The organism is Halorientalis pallida (assembly GCF_004118325.1).
Taxonomy (GTDB): domain Archaea; phylum Halobacteriota; class Halobacteria; order Halobacteriales; family Haloarculaceae; genus Halorientalis; species Halorientalis pallida.
This window is the reverse complement of the sequence record NZ_RDFA01000001.1, coordinates 371,567-386,832: the sequence shown is the minus strand read 5'-3', so window position 1 is coordinate 386,832 and position 15,266 is coordinate 371,567. Positions and strand designations below refer to the sequence as shown.

Genomic DNA, 15,266 nt, shown 5'->3' with positions numbered 1-15,266 from the left:
CGTTTAAAAGCACCGAACCGGGTTCCCAACTGGGTGCGCCCGTCGGACACGCCTGCGCTGGCCGGCTACTCCTCGTCGGCGTCCACGACTCGCTTCCCGACCGCCTGGGGAACCACGACCTTCTCGGCGTCTTCCCACTCCCGGTCGAGTTCCCGGCCCTCGAACAGGCGGTCGAGAAAGACAGCGAGCGAGGCGATCTCGGAGTGGGGCTGGTTGGTCACGCCGACGTTCCAGTCCGTCTTCTCGTACACGTCGAAGGGCACCTTCTCCGCGCCGACGACGACGAGCAGCGGCTCCCGTCGCTCGCGGTGAGCCTCCCGGATGTCGCCCTCGACGGTCTGGACCTCCTCGCCGTACATCGTGAGGTGGACGACCGAACCCTCCCACTCCCGGAGGGTGGGTCGCCAGGACTCGACGGTGTCGACCGCGAAGGGGCCGCCGAAGCGCTCGGTGATGTCTTCGACGGTGTCGGCCCGGCTCGCACCGTCGCCGGCGAGGATCACGCGGTCGGCCCCCAGCGCCCGCGCGGTCAACCCGACGTGTGTCGTGATCCGCTCGTCCCGGCCCGGCCGGTGACCGAGTCTGAGTACCGCGACCTCGGGGTCTCCCTGCATACGCCACAGAAACAGTTTACCCGGTTAGGGGGTTTCGATCCGCCGGCTGTATGGGTCCTCCCGGCCCACCGCCGGAGGCGACCGCTCCAGCGATGCAAAGAGTTACACAGCCGCCGCGAAAGGAACGTCCATGCGCCTCCTCTCCGTCTCTGCGATCCCGGATATCGCGATTCTGACGGCGATGATCGTCTTCTGGTCGGTGATGATCGTCGCGACCTATCTGACCAGCTCCGACGTGCTGTTCGCCAAGCGCGGTCCCGAGACTCAGCGTGAACGACTCGTGACCACATGTGCGCTCGCCACGCTCGGGTCCTTCCTCGCCGGGACCGTGCTGGCCCCGCCCGATCCGCTCACCCAGATCGCGTGGTATCTGGGCGGCCTCGTCGTGACGACCCCGGCCGCCGTTCTGTACGTGACCTACGGGGCGGCGCTTCGGGACGCTATCTGAGGGTTCGGTTCCCGCTGTGGTGGCTGTCTTCAACTCCCGTACTGGGAACGTTCCGGTAGCCTGTTCTCGAATCCAAGCTGGCGGCCGCGCAGGTCGGTCCGCGGATCGTCCTCGGCTACGCGACGGGCGTGATCTTCCTCACGATCCTCCTGCCGCTGAGCACCATCGTGGTGACGATGCCGTTCAGTTCGCGGCTGTTCGCCGCCGTGTTGCCGACGGCCAACGACCTCGTCTCGATCGTCCTGCTCGGTGGCGTCCTGTTCCCCGCGGTACTCGGCGCCGCCGGCGGTTACCTCACCGCGGTCGATCTCGAACGGCAGGGCCAGCCGATCCGTTGAGGGATCGATTCGACCGGTTGCGCTGTCCACGGTCCCATCGCGCCTCGGCCGCGTCGCCGACGACCCGCACGTCGAGCGGATTGGTCATACTGCCGGTGGTGAAGAAGGCGGGCCCGTCGGCGTCGGTGTAGACGCCCATCACTTTCACGAGTGGGCTGAGACGGCCGAACAGCGCGATGTCGATGCCGCTCAGCTCGCTCTCGTCGTGGCCGGGGTGGCTGTGGACCGTCCCGAGGAGCGCGGCGTTCTCGCCGGCGAGCAACTGGCCAGCCGTCTCGGGCAGGCAGGTGAACGTGACCCGTTCCGGTCCCTGGCTCACGGGAGCGGCCGGGACCACGTCGTCGATGCGAACGTGTGTCTCGTTGCTCGTCCCGTAGAGACACCAGCCGACCTCGTCGTCCTCGTCGTAGTGGGTAGTGAACGCGGCACGCTCGCTCTCCTCGATCACGACCGTCCGGTCGTCGCTGTCGTAGGCCATCGCGCCCATCGAGAGCCCGACGCTCCCGACGTACCAGGCGACGCCCGATCCGACTACCACGAATCCAGCCGCGAACACGAGCACCAACCGGGCGAGCGTCCGCTCGCTCGTCCGGGTCGCGAGCCACGCACTCGGGCCGGTCATCGCCGCTCCGTGGCCGGATGGACGGTAGTTCGTCGTCGCTGCACGTCGGGTCCGTTCGTTCGCGTTCCTGCAATCATCTGCACACCTGCGACGTGTGCCGGCTGCACGTGGGGATGGAATAAGGCTACTTGCGAGCTGGGGGCGGATACTGACCGGGTGACAGCGTCGATGGTCGCCCGCCATCGGGCGTCCGGGGCCGCGTGGCAGCGCTGACACCATTCACAAGTATCTTGACCGGTGGTTTCGCAGGAGTGGTATGGACCTGACAGGAAAATCCCTCCTGGTGACCGGCGGCGCGGGCTTCGTCGGCTCACACCTCTGTGAACGACTCGTCGAGGACAACGACGTGCGGGCGGTCGACGACTGCTCGAACGGCGACCCGTCGTGGGTGCCCGACGGCGTCGAGTTCGTCGAGGGCGACCTCACCGACCCCGCGGTGGCCGCGGACGTCATCACCGAGGATCTGGACGGCGTCTTCCACTTCGCGGCCGATCGAACCGTGGACACCGACGACCCGCGCGCCCAGTACGAACTCAACGGCGACCTCACGCTCACCGTGCTCGAACGGATGCGCGAGGTCGGCGTCGACAACGTCGCCTTCACCTCCTCATCGACGGTCTACGGGGAAGCGCCACGGCCCACACCCGAGGACTTCGCGCCGATGGAACCCATCTCGGCCTACGGCGCGAGCAAGCTCTCCGAGGAGTCGCTGATCTCCGTCTACGCCAAGAGCTACGGCATGACCGCGTGGGTCTACCGCTTCGCCAACATCGTCGGCCCGCGCCTCCAGAAGGGCGCGGTGATCCCCGACTTCATCCACAAGCTCCGGGAGAACCCGGACACGCTGGAGATCCTCGGCGACGGCCGCCAGGAGAAATCGTACATGCACGTCGAATCCTGCGTCGACGCCATGTGTCACGTCGTCGAGAACGCCGACGACGACCTGAACGTCTACAACCTCGGCACCCGGACGACCACGTCGGTCACCACCATCGCGGACATCGTCAGCGACGCGATGGGCCTCGACCCCGAGTACGAGTTCACGGGCGGCGACCGCGGCTGGGTCGGTGACGTGCCCCGGATGCGCCTCTCCATCGAGAAGCTGTCGGCACTGGGCTGGGAACCGGACCAGTCCAGCGACGACGCCGTGCGTCAGGCCGCCGAGGAACTCGTGCGAGAACACTGAGCGGATCGCTTCCGACGATCGACCGAAGCGCCCAACGGCAGTCCTTTTGTCGCCCGGTTCGTAGTCGGGTGCGTGCAGATCGTCGGGTACGACACGGGTGTCGGTGACGACTGGGAGCCCGCGCTGAAACTCGCGACGGCCGAGGGGCTCGACCGACTGTCGCTCGCGCCGGGGACCGACCTCGCGTACACCCTCGAAGACCGCCACTGCGCCGGGACGATCAGCGACGGCACCCACGAGGCCTGTCCGACTCCGACGGTACCGTACTGCGACGCCCACACGAGCCGGTGGGCCTGTGCCCGCTGTGTCGGGAACTGCAACCGTCCATTGCCCTCCTGCCGGGAGGAACACGCGGTCTACCTCGCCGCGTTCGCCCCGGCGACGTTCAAGGTGGGCGTCACCCGGTCGTGGCGACTGGATACGCGACTGCGCGAGCAGGGGGCCGACAGGGCGGCTCACCTGCGGACGGTCGTCGACGGCCGGATCGCCCGGCAGGTCGAGGCCGACATCGCCCGCGAGGTGGGTGATCGGGTGCGCGTCCCGACGAAGATCGAGGGTCTCCACCGCGACGTGGACGAACGGGCGTGGCAGAGCCTGCTGGCCGGCTACGACCCCAACGAGACGTACGACTTCGACTACGGGTTCACACTGGCCGACCGACCGGTCGCCGAGACGCTGCTCACCGGCACCGTCCGGGGCACCCAGGGCCGGGTCCTCGTCCTCGACAACGGCGGGACGACCTTCGCCGTGGACATGCGCGATCTGGTGGGCTACGACCTCTCGACGGGCGGGACGGATCGGGAGCTCCAGGCCAGCCTCGGCGCGTTCTGATTCCTTTCTCACCGATCGTGTAGTACACAAAACACTTACCGGGGACCACGGACCGTCGTGTATGGAGCGTGAAACGAAACTCCTGGGCGCGGCGGGGGCGGTCCTCGTCGCGGCCGCCCTGCTCGTCGCCGTCGCGCCGGGTGCGCTGGCCGACGCGACGCCCGACCCGCCGCCCTCCGAACTCACAGTCCGGGAACAGACCATCGCCGCCGGCGAGGTGACCGGCGGCACTGCCACGCTGTCCGTGCGGAGTCGGCTCTCTCACGACGGCGGCCCCGGGGAGAACGTAACGGTGCTGGTCCGCGCGGTCGAACTGGACACCGATCTGGTGGCCGCGGAGGTCACTCAGCGGGTCGGGACCGTCGACGGGACCCGCGAAGTCCCGGTGGTCCAGAACGTCAGCGTCGCCCGCGAGGGTGACTACCGGATCGAGACAATCGTCTTCCAGGACGGCGAGCGCGTCGCCTCGGGCACGAAGACGGTCCGTGGCGTCGGCGGCCTCCAACCGGCATACGCCCGGACCGGCGTGGAGTTCCACAGCTTCGAGGGCTTCGGCTCGGGGCAGGTGCCGCCGATCCAGTTCTCCATCGCCGAGACGGCGGGGTCGTCGGCCACGCTGAACGTCACGGCCTATCTGACCAACACCGGTGACCTGTCCAACGACCAGTTGAAGGTGACCTTCCTGGCCCGACAGGCGGACTCGAACATCGTGGCCGACCGGCAGGTCAGGCGGGTCGGGTCGATCCGACCGGGACGGACGACTACCCCCTCGACGCTGCTGACGGTGCCCGACGATTACAACTACAAGCTGATGGCCATCGTCCAGAACGACGGCGTGTTGATCGGGACGGCACAGGCCGCAGCGACGCTGAATCCCGATCAGACGGTGACGGTCAACGCCAGCAACGCGTCGGCGGACACCCTCGATACGAGCGACTTCGAGACCGACGAGGGCGTCCAGCGGACCGAGAGTCAACCCGACGAACGGACCACGACCAGTGCCGGTCCCGGCTTCGGCGTGGGCGTCGCCGCCGTCGCCGTCCTCGCCGTGGCCATCTACACACGGAGGTTCCAATGACGGAGAACACCGACACGACAGACGACGCACCGACCGCCGATCCGTCGCCGGCGGGGTCGGACGCGCCCGACTCCGTGGACGGTGAGATGGAGATATTCGAACAGCTCCAGTGGGGCGCGCTGGTGCTTCTGATCGTCGCCGCGATCTGGGCGACGGCCCAGTTCTACCTGAGCGCGACCCGGGCCATCGAGGTCTGGGTCGGAGCCGGGTACCGGCCCGTCGCGATGGCGGCGTTCAACCTCGCCGTGTTGCTGGGCGCGGTCGCCGGAATCTCGCGGCTGGCCCGCCGGTTGGGGTCGGTGCCGACCTGAGTCGTCGGACACGACAATCCTTTTCCCAGCCGCTCCCGAACCGGGACCCATGGCAGACGACGATCCTTCCGACGAGACAGAAGCGGAGAGCGAGAGCGAGGCCCCCGAGAGCGAGGGCGAGGCCGAAGAGAAGTCCTTCCGCGAGCGGGTCGAAGAGATCCGCCAGCAGCGAGCCGAGGAGGGCGAAGGTGAAGAGGGCGAGGGCATGAGCCGCGAGGAACGCCTCGAAGAGATGATGGGCGGCGGTGGCGGCCCCGGCGGCATGGGCGGCGGGGGCAACCCGTTCGCACAGATGATGGGCGGCATGATGGGTGGCGGTCCCGGCGGTGGCGGCATGGGTCCGGGCGGCCCCGGCGGTATGGGTCCCGGCGGTCCCGGCGGCGAGGGTCGCGGGCGCGGTCAGGAGGGCGGCAGCGACAACGAGGAACTGACCCGCGAAGTTCGCAAACTCCGCGACGAGGTCCACGACGTGCGCCGGACGCTCGACCGGATCGCCGACGCGCTCGAAGACTGACGCCGCCGGCGGCACCGACGTTCTCTCTGTTCCGTCCACCAGCACGGCTCAGGCCTGTGGGAGATCCATCCGGACCAGACTGCCGTCGCCGTCGGTTTCGATGCGGAGCTCACCCTCGGATCGTTCGACGAACCAGTCGACCAGCCACAGGCCGAGCCCGTTGCTGTGTTCGAGTGCGGACTCCGCGGACAACTCCCGCATCTCGAGTTCGTGGTCGGGAATCCCGGGCCCGTCGTCACACACGGTCACGGTGGCGGTGCCGTCCCCGTTCGTGACGGTGACGTCGACGACTGTGGTCGACCCGTCGTTGTGGACGATGGCGTTCTCGACGACGTTCTCGACGGCGACCTCGAACATCCTGCCGACGGTGACCGGTGCGGTGTCCGGGGTCGTGACCGTAATCGTCGCCTCCTCGTGGGCCGCGTCGAGAGTGCTGGTGACGCGTTCGACCACGTCGCTGGCGTCGACCACGATCCGATCGTCGGTCCGCAGGACGGACTCCATCTGCCGTCCCTGGTCGGCCAGTTCGACGATCCGGTCGACGTGTCGCCGGATGGTATCGACGGACTCGGGGTCGGCATCGAGCGCGTCGACCTGCCCTTCGAGGACGGTCGCGTGGTTGCGCAGGTCGTGGCGGAGGACGCGGTTGACCACGGACAGGCCCGCCGCGAGCTGTTCGGCCTCCTGGCGGGCCTGTTCGGTCCGTTCCCGTTCGAGCCGTCGTTCGGCGTCGTAGATGCCGATGAGGCCGCCGTCGAGCAGGCCCCCGGCTGCCCAGCCGACGAACAGATCCACCGTCGAGCCCAGCCTGATGCTCTCGACGGCGTTCAGGTATCCGTTCAGCGCGCCGCCGATACCCAGTGCGGCCGCACCGATGAACGCCCAGGCTGCCACACGCGTCAGGTACCTCGCACGGTCGCGGTCCGCCCGGACCCAGACGCCGACCGCGACCAGCAGGACGATCACCGCGGCTGGGGCGATCAGCCAGAACGCGACCGTCACGTCCGCCGTGTCCGAGTTGAGAATCAGGGCCACGTTCGTGGCCAGTAGCAGGAACGACACGGCTACGAGCGATGCCACTCCGAAACCGATCGTCCGCCGATGCTCCGGATCGCCGATCATGCTCTGCGGTCCCTGGACTGGTCGGGTCGAAGCAGGCCACAGTAATGAAGCCTGCACACGGCACGAGACTCGAAGCGCCCCGCTCGCCCACTACAGCAGCATCTCGTAGACCTCGGAGAGCTTGTCGACGGCGTGGTCGACGCTCACGGCGTCCCGGCGTTCGAGACAGTGTTCCGTCAGCGAATCGCGCTCGGCGAGCGTCCGTTCGATCGCCTCCCGGAACCCCTCGGCGTCGCCCGGCGGCGCGCGGTGGCCGGTCTCACCGGTCACGACGGTGTCGGAGAGCGCGCCGGCGTCGACGGCCGCGACCGGCGTCCCGCAGGCGTTGGCTTCCAGCGCCACCAGCCCCTGTGTCTCGACGGGGCTCGGGAACGCGAACACGTCGAGCGCGCTGTAGAAGGCCGGGAGGTCGTCCCGGTCGAGAAAGCCCAGAAAGCGCACGTCGACGTCGGCCTCGGCGGCCATGCGTTCCAGTCGATCCCGTGCCGGCCCGTCGCCGCCGAACACGACGGTCACGTCCATCCCATCGGTGGCTTCGACGATGAGTTCCAGTTGCTTCTCGAATCCGTGCCGACCGGTGTAGCCAACCAGCGGCTTCCCGGTGTCGAGGTTCTGGGCCTCGACGAATCGGCTCGTCTCGACCGGTCCGAATTGGTCGGTGTCGACACCGTTGGGGACGACCTCGACCGCCGTCCGGACGCCGATCTCCCGGAGGTGGTGGCGGGCGGGTTCGCTCGGGACGACGACCATCTCCGCCCGGTTGAGGTACCACTTCTCGTAGGTGCGGGCGGCCCGCTCGACCGGCGACCGGAGCCACCCCTCCGCGATGTAGTCGGCGTACTCGGCGGTCGGCGTGTGGTAGGAGGCCACCAGCGGGACCCCGTGGCTCCGGGCGAACTTCAGGCCGGAGAGGCCGAGCAGGAAGGGCGTGTGCGTGTGAACCAGGTCGGGGTCGGCGGCTTCGATGTCGTCGGGAACGCCCGGGACGGCGGCGTGAAACCCGTCGTAGAACGGGAACTCGATGCTCCGGACCGGGTGCTCGCCCTCGCCCGGTTCGTAGTCGTCGGCTCCCGGATAGACGATCGGCATCCGGCCGCCGCGTTCCGCCCACCGCTTCCGCCACGTCTGGACCGTGTAGGTCACGCCGTTGACCGTCGGGAGATACGTGTCGGTGAAGACGGCCACGGTCCGACCCATCGCCGAAGCGTTCGACGACCGGTCTTTAATACGTTGTGTCATCGACGAGATCATGATAGATACCTTTCAGCTCTTCTCCGACCCGTTCGAGCGCGTGTTCCTCGGCCGTCTCGCGGGCGTTCTTCCCGAGACGCTGGCGCAGCTCCGGGTTCGCCGCCAGTTCCGCGAGCGCGTCCCGGAACTCCGACCGCGTCTCGCACTTCAGGCAGTCCTCGCCGTGTGTGTAGAACTCGTCGAACACCGGGATGTCCCGGAGGACGACGGCCTTCTCGCAGGCCATCGCCTCCAGCACGGCGATGCCCTGGTTCTCGGCTTTCGTCGGGAAGAGGTACACGTCGCCGGCCCCGAAGGCCCCTCGCTTGTCGTCGATCCAGCCGGTGAACGTGACGTTCGCGGGTGGGTTCTCGGTCCACCGTTTGACGGTCTGTGAGGCCTGCAGTCCCGTGTCGTAGGGGCCGAACCAGGCGAAGTCGTAGTCGGTCTCCTGGGCCAGGCGACAGAACGTCGTCACGCCTTTGCGCTCGAAGACGTTGCCGACGGCGAACACTACCATCCCCTCCAGGTCGAACCGGTCGCGGTACTCCGGCCGGCGGTCCTCGTATCCTTCCAGGGATTCGAGATCCACCCCGTTGCTGATCGGGCGGACGGGTGCGTCCACGGGGTAGGACTGGATAGTCTGTTTGGTGTACTCGCTCGGACAGAGGACGAGGTCCGCCTGGGAGTAGAACCACCGCAGGTAGCGCCGGAGCGGTCCCGCCAGGTACGTCGACCCGCGAAAACTCTCCGCGAAGTCCTCGCCGGTGACGTGGGAGTGCAAGACGAGCGGCACGTCGTTGCGGCGCGCGTACCGGGACACCGCGACCGTCACCGGCCCGATCATGTTGCAGTGGGCCAGATCGAAGTCGGCGAACGTGTCGCCGTCGGTCACAGCGTGTCGCAGGCCACTCACCGGATCGCCCCCGGCCCACGGCGACGTACGCACCGCCACCTCGGTATCGGCGAGCGCACGGCGCTGCTGGTCGACGGAGGTCCCGATACCGCTCCGATCGAGTCGCCCTGCGAGTTCCAGGTAGTTGAGCGCCTGCACAGGCGAGGCGAGACGAGCGTGGGAAAAAACCCTACCGAAAGAACACGATGCGGGGACGCCGCGGCGACAAACAGAACCTATACCCGGGTCCGACCGGTGAGTCCCGGGTATGCCCAGCGAGGAGCAACTGGCCGCCGAGCGGATCGAGCGCCTCCGGGCGCTCGCGAAGGCCGCCACGTCGGCGGGTGAGACCGACCGCGCCCGGGCGTACGTCCGCCGCGCCCGCCGCGTCGCCGAACGCAACCGGCTCTCGCTCCCGCAGGATTTCAAGCGGTTCACCTGCGACCGCTGTGACGCGTACCTCAAGCCCGGCGTGAACGCCCGCTTCCGGACCCGGGACGGCCACGTCGTCGTCACCTGTGACTGCGGCGGGCACGCCCGATACCCGTACTGACACGCTCCGCCACTGGGACCCGCTCCCACACGGTGCGTCGGTGATAGCTTTTAAGAACGGTTGCCGTATAGTGAAGACGACATGACCGAACAGGAGAAGCGCCGGCGGATGCACGATCTGGACGTGACCGTCTGGGTCGGGAAGCACGGGGTCGACGCCGTCGTCGAGGAGTTGTCCGACCAGCTCGACGACAGCGACATGGTGAAAGTCAAATTCCTCCGTGCGGCGCGTGGGGGGACCACGACCGAGGAGCTGGCCGAGGATCTGTCCGAGCGGGTGGGTGGTGATCTCGCCCGGACCAGGGGGCACACGGCGGTGATCGAGCGGTGATCCCGCTCCAGTCCGCGAACACGTTTCTCGCCGATCAACTCGCGCAGTTCGGCGTCCCCGCAGCGGGGGCAGTCGGCTCGGCCATCACCTTCCTCGTCGCCTTTCTCGTCCTCTACCTGCTGGGTCGGCTCTCCGTCGTCCCCGTCGTCAACCGGGTACTGAAACGACGTGAGCTGGACGCACACGCGCGCAAGCCCCTCGTGAAACTCGTGCGTATCGTGACCGCCTTCGCCGCGGTCGCCATCGCCTTCACGTTCGCCGGGTACGGCAACATCCTCACCGCCATCGCGACCATCGGTGCGGCCGCCACGCTGGCCATCGGCTTCGCGATGCAGGACGTGCTCGGCAACTTCGTCGCCGGCGTGTTCATCTACACGGACAAGCCCTTCCGCATCGGCGACTGGATCGAGTGGGACGGCTACTCGGGCGTCGTCGAAGATATCTCCCTGCGCGTCACACGCGTCCGCACGTTCGACAACGAACTGCTGACCGTTCCGAACTCCCAGTTGACCGGCGGCGTCATCAAGAACCCCGTCGCCAAGGAGCAACTCCGCCTGAAGTTCCTGTTCGGCATCGGCTACGACGACGACATCGACAAAGCGACCGAGATCATCGTCGAGGAAGCCGAGAACCACGACGGCATCATGGAAGACCCCGAACCCTCCGTCCGGCTGACGGAACTCGGTGACTCTTCGGTCGGCCTCCAATCGCGCATCTGGATCGACGATCCCAGTCGCGCGGACTTCGTGAAGGTCCGCGGCGAGTACGTCACCGCCGTAAAAGAGCGGTTCGACGAGGAAGGGATCGACATCCCCTACCCGAACCGCACCATCGGCGGCGACATTCAGATCGAGAACGTCGAGGGACTGGCCGAATCGACCGCCGACGACTGACAGACACCCACTTTTTCCGTCGGGGGTGCGCAGAGCGCACCCCCCGAAGCAAAAACTCGGGGACAAACTACCTCGACGCTCGGCGTCGCCTCGCGTCGAGTGAACCGAGCTCGCTCCGCTCGCGCGGATGCTTGACCGCATCGTGATCCTCACTGACACCTGCCCGTCACCAACGGCGACCGAGAAGTTCCACTCGAACCACGTGACGAACTGGGCACACCGCGAACTCGCTTCGTCACTGGTACTCGCTCACGCAGAAGCCGTTGCCCTCGGGATCTTCCATCACGGTCCACGTGGCGGTGTACGCCTCGTACTCCTCGGTTTTCGTCTCCCGCACCGAGGCACCCAGTTCACGAAGCCGTTCGACGGTTGCCTCCCGATCCGAAGTCGACAGATCGAGGTGGATCGGCAGGTCTCGCCCGGTCCCCTTCGGCTGCTGCTTGAACAGCAGGTTTGGGCCGTCACCGGGCCGGTCGACGATCTCGGGATCGAGCGACGGCGGCAGTTCGCGGCGCTCCCCGTCCAGCGCGGCCGCCCAGAACGCAGCCAGTTCGTCCGGCTCGGTACAAGCGACGGTAATAAATTCTAATTCGATCATGTTTCCTGGAAATAACTTGGCCGGGATCTGTCACTGGTGACGACGGAAAGAACTGCCAGTGTCGGGAGTTCGCTCGATTGCGGTCAGCCGTCGGAACGCCAGCATCCGGCGCGCGAAGCGCGCCGGTTCACCGGACGCGAACGAAGTGAGCGTCCGGGACGTTTTTGCACTAAAGTGTTGCGAGCGGGGGTGCGCGGAGCGCTCCCTCCGAAGTAAGAATTTAGATGAATGGAATGGACCTCGGGATTGCCCGGCGTTCGGGCGCGGGTAATCCCGCGTGCCTCCTCCACCCCGCGACCCTACGAGCGACGGGTGTTCGGTGATCCGCTGCTCGCTTCCGCGCCTGACGGGGTATCTCCGATTAACCCCACCGGATCGCCCCTGCAGGCGAGCCCGTGGGGACCGCCGCCCCCGCAGGACGAGGCTTCTAAGTTGGCTTGCGGGGCCCGCGTCCGTCTGACCGGACGCCCCCGAGCTTCGGTCCCCGCTAAAGACCATATCGCGGGTTCTGAGCAGGGCCTAACTGCCCGACCTAGTCCACTCCCTCCTAATCCGGAGCCCCATAAGGGCCTTTCGGATGCGCTCCCGTCGCCCGGTTTCGACGGGGTTCGGGCCCGCCCAGCGTCTCACGCGGTTCGGTCACAGCAGGCCGAGCGCGCGGGCGAACCACGCCGAACCGGCGGGCACGAACACGCTCGCGCCAGCGACGACCCACCGGTGGACGGTGTCGATGGCGACCACGTCGACGCGGACGGTCAGCGCCCACGCCAGGGCGATCACGGTGATCGCCGCGCCGAGAACGAGTGCGACGCCGGCGGCCATCGCGGGGTCGGAGCGGCCCTCGCGGCCGGCGGCCAGCGCGATGAGCGTGACCATGGCGAACAGCCCGGCCAGTAGCGGGTTGACCGCGCCGGAGCCGTAGTAGAGGCCGACACCGCTGGGGTCCTCGAGGAGGACGTAGGGCACACCGAGGGCCAGGAGGACGAACAGACAGCCGACGATACCGACGAGCGGGGCGATCCGGAGGTCGTCCATACCCGCATCTGCTCACCGCCCGGACTTAACCGCGGCGTTGTGGCGCCGGTCGACGGCGCGCCGTCGCGGCCAGCCGAAACGACCACAAGTGTGCGCGCGAAACGGCCGCCCATGGTCGGACTCGGTGACACGAAAAAGAAGATCGAGAAGATGATCTCGGCGGCGGAGGACCTCTACGAGAAGATGAACCAGTTGCGGGCACAGATCGACGACCTCCGGTCGAAAGTCGAGAAGACCAGCGAACAGGTCGACGCGATGGAACACGACCTCGACGAGCAGCGCGTTCTGATCGAGCGGCTGGCCCGCGAGCAGGGAATCGACGTGGACGAAGTCCTCGCCGAGGCCGCCATCGAACAGGCCGACGCCGGAGAGAGCGCCGAGACCAGCGGCGCGGCTGGCGGGAGCGCGGCCGAACCCGAGGACTGACCGGCGAGTTCGCTCGGATCAGACGAGCCGCCGGTGTTCGACTTTCAGACAGCGATCCTGCACTACGTCGAGTCCGGCGTCTTCGGCGCGGGCGGCCGCCGCGTCGTCCTCGATCCCCAGTTGCATCCAGACGACCTGTACGTCGTCGCGGTCGAGGACGGCGTCGACGATCCCCGGAACCTCTTCGCTGGGGCGGAACACGTCGACGATGTCGATCTCCACCTCGACGTCGGCCAGCGAGTCGACGGCGGTTCGGCCCAGAACCTCGTCGGCGTAGGGGTTGACGGGAACGATCTCGTAGCCGTGGCGTTGCATGTACGCAGGGATGTCGTGGGCGGCTTTGCCGGCGGTCGACGAACAGCCGACGACGGCGATGGTGTCGAGGTCGAGCATCTCCCGGAGTTCGTCGTCTGTTTCGACTGGCATACGACAACCGAGGCCGGGCGCGATCAAAAGACTGCTGGCGACCGCGCGTCCGGGTCGGAGTCAGGGACCGACGGTTTCGGTGTCGACGCCGGGAAGCTGGAGGGTGACCGACCGATCCTCGTCGGTGCGAACGACACCGTCGAACAACTGGATGAGCGTGTTCATCGTCTCCTCGTCGTGGGCCGTCGACTCGATGACGTGAATGCCGATGGCGTCGGCGTTCTCGATACGGCTGGTGAACACGTGCATGAAGCGGAATACGGTCTGGAGGTTCGAGTACAGCAGGAGTGTCGACAGCGAGTCGACCATCACCCGGTTACGCCTGCTGTTGCGGTTGCGGTAGAACTCCTCGACGAACTCGGAGAACTTGATCCCGATGCCGGTCATGTCGACCGGCGACGAGGCGTACTTGACGACGTCCGTGTCCGAGGCCGACTGACCCTGGTGTTTGGTGACGCAGTCGACGACGCCGATGTGTGCATCGTCGGGGTCGGCGAGCAAGGAGCGAAAGTCCGTCAGCACGCGTTCGGAGTTGTCCCGTGTCGTGACGATGATCGATCCCTCTCCCCGTTCGGACCCGGTCTCGAGGGCACGCATGGCTAACTCGCGTTTGCCGGACAGCGGCGGCCCGGCGATGAGAATGTTGGTCCCCGGGTCCACCGTCGCGTTTCCGAACTCCGTACCCAGATCGTACATGGAATGGCCTCGTTGAAAGCAGTCGACCGCGAGCAACTGGTCACGGCCGATATTCGTACACCCTAGTCTGCTGCCGGCATACATATATCCTTTTGTGTACTGACTGCTGCCGATCGCCCGCGGACGCGGTTACGCCAGCGCTACCCCGCGGCCGATCACGAACGCCACAGCCGACAGAAACATTCCGTATTTCAGGTGTGATTGGCCGGCCGTCGGATCCCCGAACCCCTCGTAGCCGGCGTACAACATCACTAGATCGGCCGGCAGGACCACCACGAGATAGGCCACACCGAAGGTTCCCAGCAGATACGGCACCGGACTCGCGACGGCCGCGACGACCAGCAACACTGCCGCGAGCACGAGTGCCCGCCGTTCCCCGATGGCGATCGGGAGCGTGTTCAGTCCCTCCTCGCGGTCCCCCGCCACGTCCTCCACGTCCTTGATGATCTCCCGGGCGAGCGTCGACAGCGCGGCCAGTAAGAACAGGACCACGACGCTCGCGAGGACGGTTGTCTCGACCGGCCAGACCGCCGCAGTTCCGAACAGGAACGTACTGCCGCCGAGATACGCCACCAGCGTGTTTCCGACGCCAGGCAACCCCTTGAACACTTCCGTGTACGTGACCAGCGCGAGCAGATTGAACACGGCGATCGAGATGGCCAGGAGCGGCAACAGCGCGAGGACGAGCGCGACCGCGACGAGAAAGAGCGCCACGCTGAAAACGAGCGCGCTGCGGGGCGAGACCGCACCCCGCGGGATCGGACGATCCGGCGCGTTGATCCGGTCGATTTCCCGGTCGAAGTAGTCGTTGATGGCGTTGCCCGCACCGGTCGCTAGCACCGTCGCGAGGACGGCCCCGAGGACCGGCACGGCCGGGAGCGAGCCGCCGACGGCTACGAACGCACCGATGAACGTCAACGCCCCGGCCGCGATGGCGTTGACCGGCCGCGTCAGCTCTACCAGGCCGCGAACGCGCTCCAGCGTTCCCATGTGCTCTCCTCCCGACGACCGACTGATAAACCACCCGATACGCCACGCCAGCGGCGTGGACAGGTGCGTGTCCCCGCGTCCCACCGACCGACGCCAACCGAGTGGTTTAACACGGCAGGTTGATTACCGA

The 15,266-nt window shown here is 67.3% G+C and carries 21 protein-coding genes and 1 other RNA gene; 11 read left to right on the top strand and 11 right to left on the bottom strand.

The window, feature by feature from the left end; all coding sequences use genetic code 11:
• Positions 1-65: 65 nt before the first annotated feature.
• Complete coding sequence (locus EAF64_RS02140) at positions 66-614, bottom strand: tRNA (cytidine(56)-2'-O)-methyltransferase (RefSeq protein WP_129067324.1); 549 nt, start codon at positions 612-614, stop codon at positions 66-68.
• A gap of 130 nt (positions 615-744) precedes the next feature.
• Between EAF64_RS02140 and EAF64_RS02135 the strand changes: the two genes are divergently transcribed.
• Positions 745-1,062: a hypothetical protein gene (locus tag EAF64_RS02135; protein WP_129067323.1), complete on the top strand. Its 318-nt coding sequence runs from the start codon at positions 745-747 to the stop codon at positions 1,060-1,062.
• Positions 1,063-1,190: 128 nt separating this feature from the next.
• Complete coding sequence (locus EAF64_RS02130; RefSeq protein ID WP_129067322.1) at positions 1,191-1,400, top strand: hypothetical protein; 210 nt, start codon at positions 1,191-1,193, stop codon at positions 1,398-1,400.
• Here EAF64_RS02130 and EAF64_RS02125 read toward each other — a convergent pair.
• Positions 1,357-2,022 carry a hypothetical protein gene (locus EAF64_RS02125; RefSeq protein WP_129067321.1) on the bottom strand — a complete coding sequence of 222 codons (666 nt, stop codon included), beginning with the start codon at positions 2,020-2,022 and terminating at the stop codon, positions 1,357-1,359. The genes EAF64_RS02130 and EAF64_RS02125 overlap by 44 nt on opposite strands.
• A 256-nt stretch (positions 2,023-2,278) precedes the next feature.
• On the opposite strand from EAF64_RS02125, the gene EAF64_RS02120 reads away from it, so the two are divergent.
• The 5 genes from EAF64_RS02120 to EAF64_RS02100 all read left to right on the top strand — a co-directional run bounded on the left by EAF64_RS02120 (position 2,279) and on the right by EAF64_RS02100 (position 5,942).
• Positions 2,279-3,208 (top strand): NAD-dependent epimerase/dehydratase family protein, encoded by a 930-nt coding sequence (locus EAF64_RS02120; RefSeq protein WP_129067320.1) that lies wholly within the window; start codon positions 2,279-2,281, stop codon positions 3,206-3,208.
• A gap of 72 nt (positions 3,209-3,280) precedes the next feature.
• Entirely contained in the window at positions 3,281-4,039 is a 759-nt protein-coding gene (locus EAF64_RS02115; RefSeq protein WP_129067319.1) for a DUF2797 domain-containing protein, read from the top strand.
• A gap of 61 nt (positions 4,040-4,100) precedes the next feature.
• Positions 4,101-5,117 (top strand): DUF7490 domain-containing protein, encoded by a 1,017-nt coding sequence (locus EAF64_RS02110; protein WP_129067318.1) that lies wholly within the window; start codon positions 4,101-4,103, stop codon positions 5,115-5,117.
• On the top strand, positions 5,114-5,428 hold the full coding sequence (locus EAF64_RS02105; protein WP_129067317.1) for a hypothetical protein: 315 nt from the start codon (positions 5,114-5,116) through the stop codon (positions 5,426-5,428). Before EAF64_RS02110 ends, EAF64_RS02105 begins: the two co-directional genes overlap by 4 nt.
• Positions 5,429-5,477: 49 nt before the next feature.
• Positions 5,478-5,942, top strand: a complete 465-nt coding sequence (locus EAF64_RS02100) for a hypothetical protein (RefSeq protein WP_129067316.1) — start codon at positions 5,478-5,480, stop codon at positions 5,940-5,942.
• Positions 5,943-5,990: 48 nt separating this feature from the next.
• On the opposite strand, the gene EAF64_RS02095 is transcribed toward EAF64_RS02100, so the two are convergent.
• The 3 genes from EAF64_RS02095 to EAF64_RS02085 form a co-directional block, all read right to left on the bottom strand.
• Positions 5,991-7,022, bottom strand: a complete 1,032-nt coding sequence (locus EAF64_RS02095) for a sensor histidine kinase (protein ID WP_193767539.1) — start codon at positions 7,020-7,022, stop codon at positions 5,991-5,993.
• Positions 7,023-7,154: 132 nt separating this feature from the next.
• Positions 7,155-8,261 (bottom strand): glycosyltransferase, encoded by a 1,107-nt coding sequence (locus EAF64_RS02090; RefSeq protein WP_129067314.1) that lies wholly within the window; start codon positions 8,259-8,261, stop codon positions 7,155-7,157.
• 25 nt (positions 8,262-8,286) lie between these two features.
• The gene (locus tag EAF64_RS02085) at positions 8,287-9,348 is read right to left on the bottom strand and encodes a glycosyltransferase family 4 protein (protein WP_129067313.1); all 1,062 of its coding nucleotides are present in this window, start codon (positions 9,346-9,348) and stop codon (positions 8,287-8,289) included.
• Between the two features lie 109 nt (positions 9,349-9,457).
• On the opposite strand from EAF64_RS02085, the gene EAF64_RS02080 reads away from it, so the two are divergent.
• From EAF64_RS02080 to EAF64_RS02070, 3 genes are all read left to right on the top strand, one after another.
• Positions 9,458-9,742, top strand: coding sequence for a ribonuclease P protein component 4 (locus EAF64_RS02080; protein WP_129067312.1), 285 nt, complete (start codon positions 9,458-9,460; stop codon positions 9,740-9,742).
• Between the two features lie 81 nt (positions 9,743-9,823).
• Positions 9,824-10,072, top strand: a complete 249-nt coding sequence (locus tag EAF64_RS02075; RefSeq protein WP_129067311.1) for a YhbY family RNA-binding protein — start codon at positions 9,824-9,826, stop codon at positions 10,070-10,072.
• Entirely contained in the window at positions 10,069-10,965 is an 897-nt protein-coding gene (locus EAF64_RS02070; protein ID WP_227738857.1) for a mechanosensitive ion channel family protein, read from the top strand. The genes EAF64_RS02075 and EAF64_RS02070 overlap by 4 nt, the downstream gene beginning before the upstream one ends.
• A 235-nt stretch (positions 10,966-11,200) precedes the next feature.
• Here EAF64_RS02070 and EAF64_RS02065 read toward each other — a convergent pair whose 3' ends face one another.
• The 3 genes from EAF64_RS02065 to EAF64_RS02055 all read right to left on the bottom strand — a co-directional run bounded on the left by EAF64_RS02065 (position 11,201) and on the right by EAF64_RS02055 (position 12,598).
• Complete coding sequence (locus EAF64_RS02065; RefSeq protein ID WP_129067310.1) at positions 11,201-11,563, bottom strand: VOC family protein; 363 nt, start codon at positions 11,561-11,563, stop codon at positions 11,201-11,203.
• Between the two features lie 231 nt (positions 11,564-11,794).
• Positions 11,795-12,106: signal recognition particle sRNA (gene ffs / locus EAF64_RS02060), an RNA gene on the bottom strand.
• 96 nt (positions 12,107-12,202) lie between these two features.
• A complete protein-coding gene (locus EAF64_RS02055; protein WP_129067309.1) occupies positions 12,203-12,598 on the bottom strand; it encodes a DUF7548 family protein in 396 nt (131 codons plus the stop codon).
• A gap of 111 nt (positions 12,599-12,709) precedes the next feature.
• Between EAF64_RS02055 and EAF64_RS02050 the strand changes: the two genes are divergently transcribed.
• Complete coding sequence (locus tag EAF64_RS02050) at positions 12,710-13,024, top strand: DUF5798 family protein (protein ID WP_129067308.1); 315 nt, start codon at positions 12,710-12,712, stop codon at positions 13,022-13,024.
• An 18-nt stretch (positions 13,025-13,042) separates the two neighbouring features.
• Here EAF64_RS02050 and EAF64_RS02045 read toward each other — a convergent pair whose 3' ends face one another.
• The 3 genes from EAF64_RS02045 to EAF64_RS02035 all read right to left on the bottom strand — a co-directional run bounded on the left by EAF64_RS02045 (position 13,043) and on the right by EAF64_RS02035 (position 15,136).
• Positions 13,043-13,450 (bottom strand): CoA-binding protein, encoded by a 408-nt coding sequence (locus EAF64_RS02045; RefSeq protein WP_129067307.1) that lies wholly within the window; start codon positions 13,448-13,450, stop codon positions 13,043-13,045.
• Between the two features lie 60 nt (positions 13,451-13,510).
• Positions 13,511-14,146, bottom strand: a complete 636-nt coding sequence (locus EAF64_RS02040) for an RAD55 family ATPase (protein ID WP_129067306.1) — start codon at positions 14,144-14,146, stop codon at positions 13,511-13,513.
• Positions 14,147-14,275: 129 nt separating this feature from the next.
• Positions 14,276-15,136: a geranylgeranylglycerol-phosphate geranylgeranyltransferase gene (locus EAF64_RS02035; protein ID WP_129067305.1), complete on the bottom strand. Its 861-nt coding sequence runs from the start codon at positions 15,134-15,136 to the stop codon at positions 14,276-14,278.
• Positions 15,137-15,266: the final 130 nt, after the last annotated feature.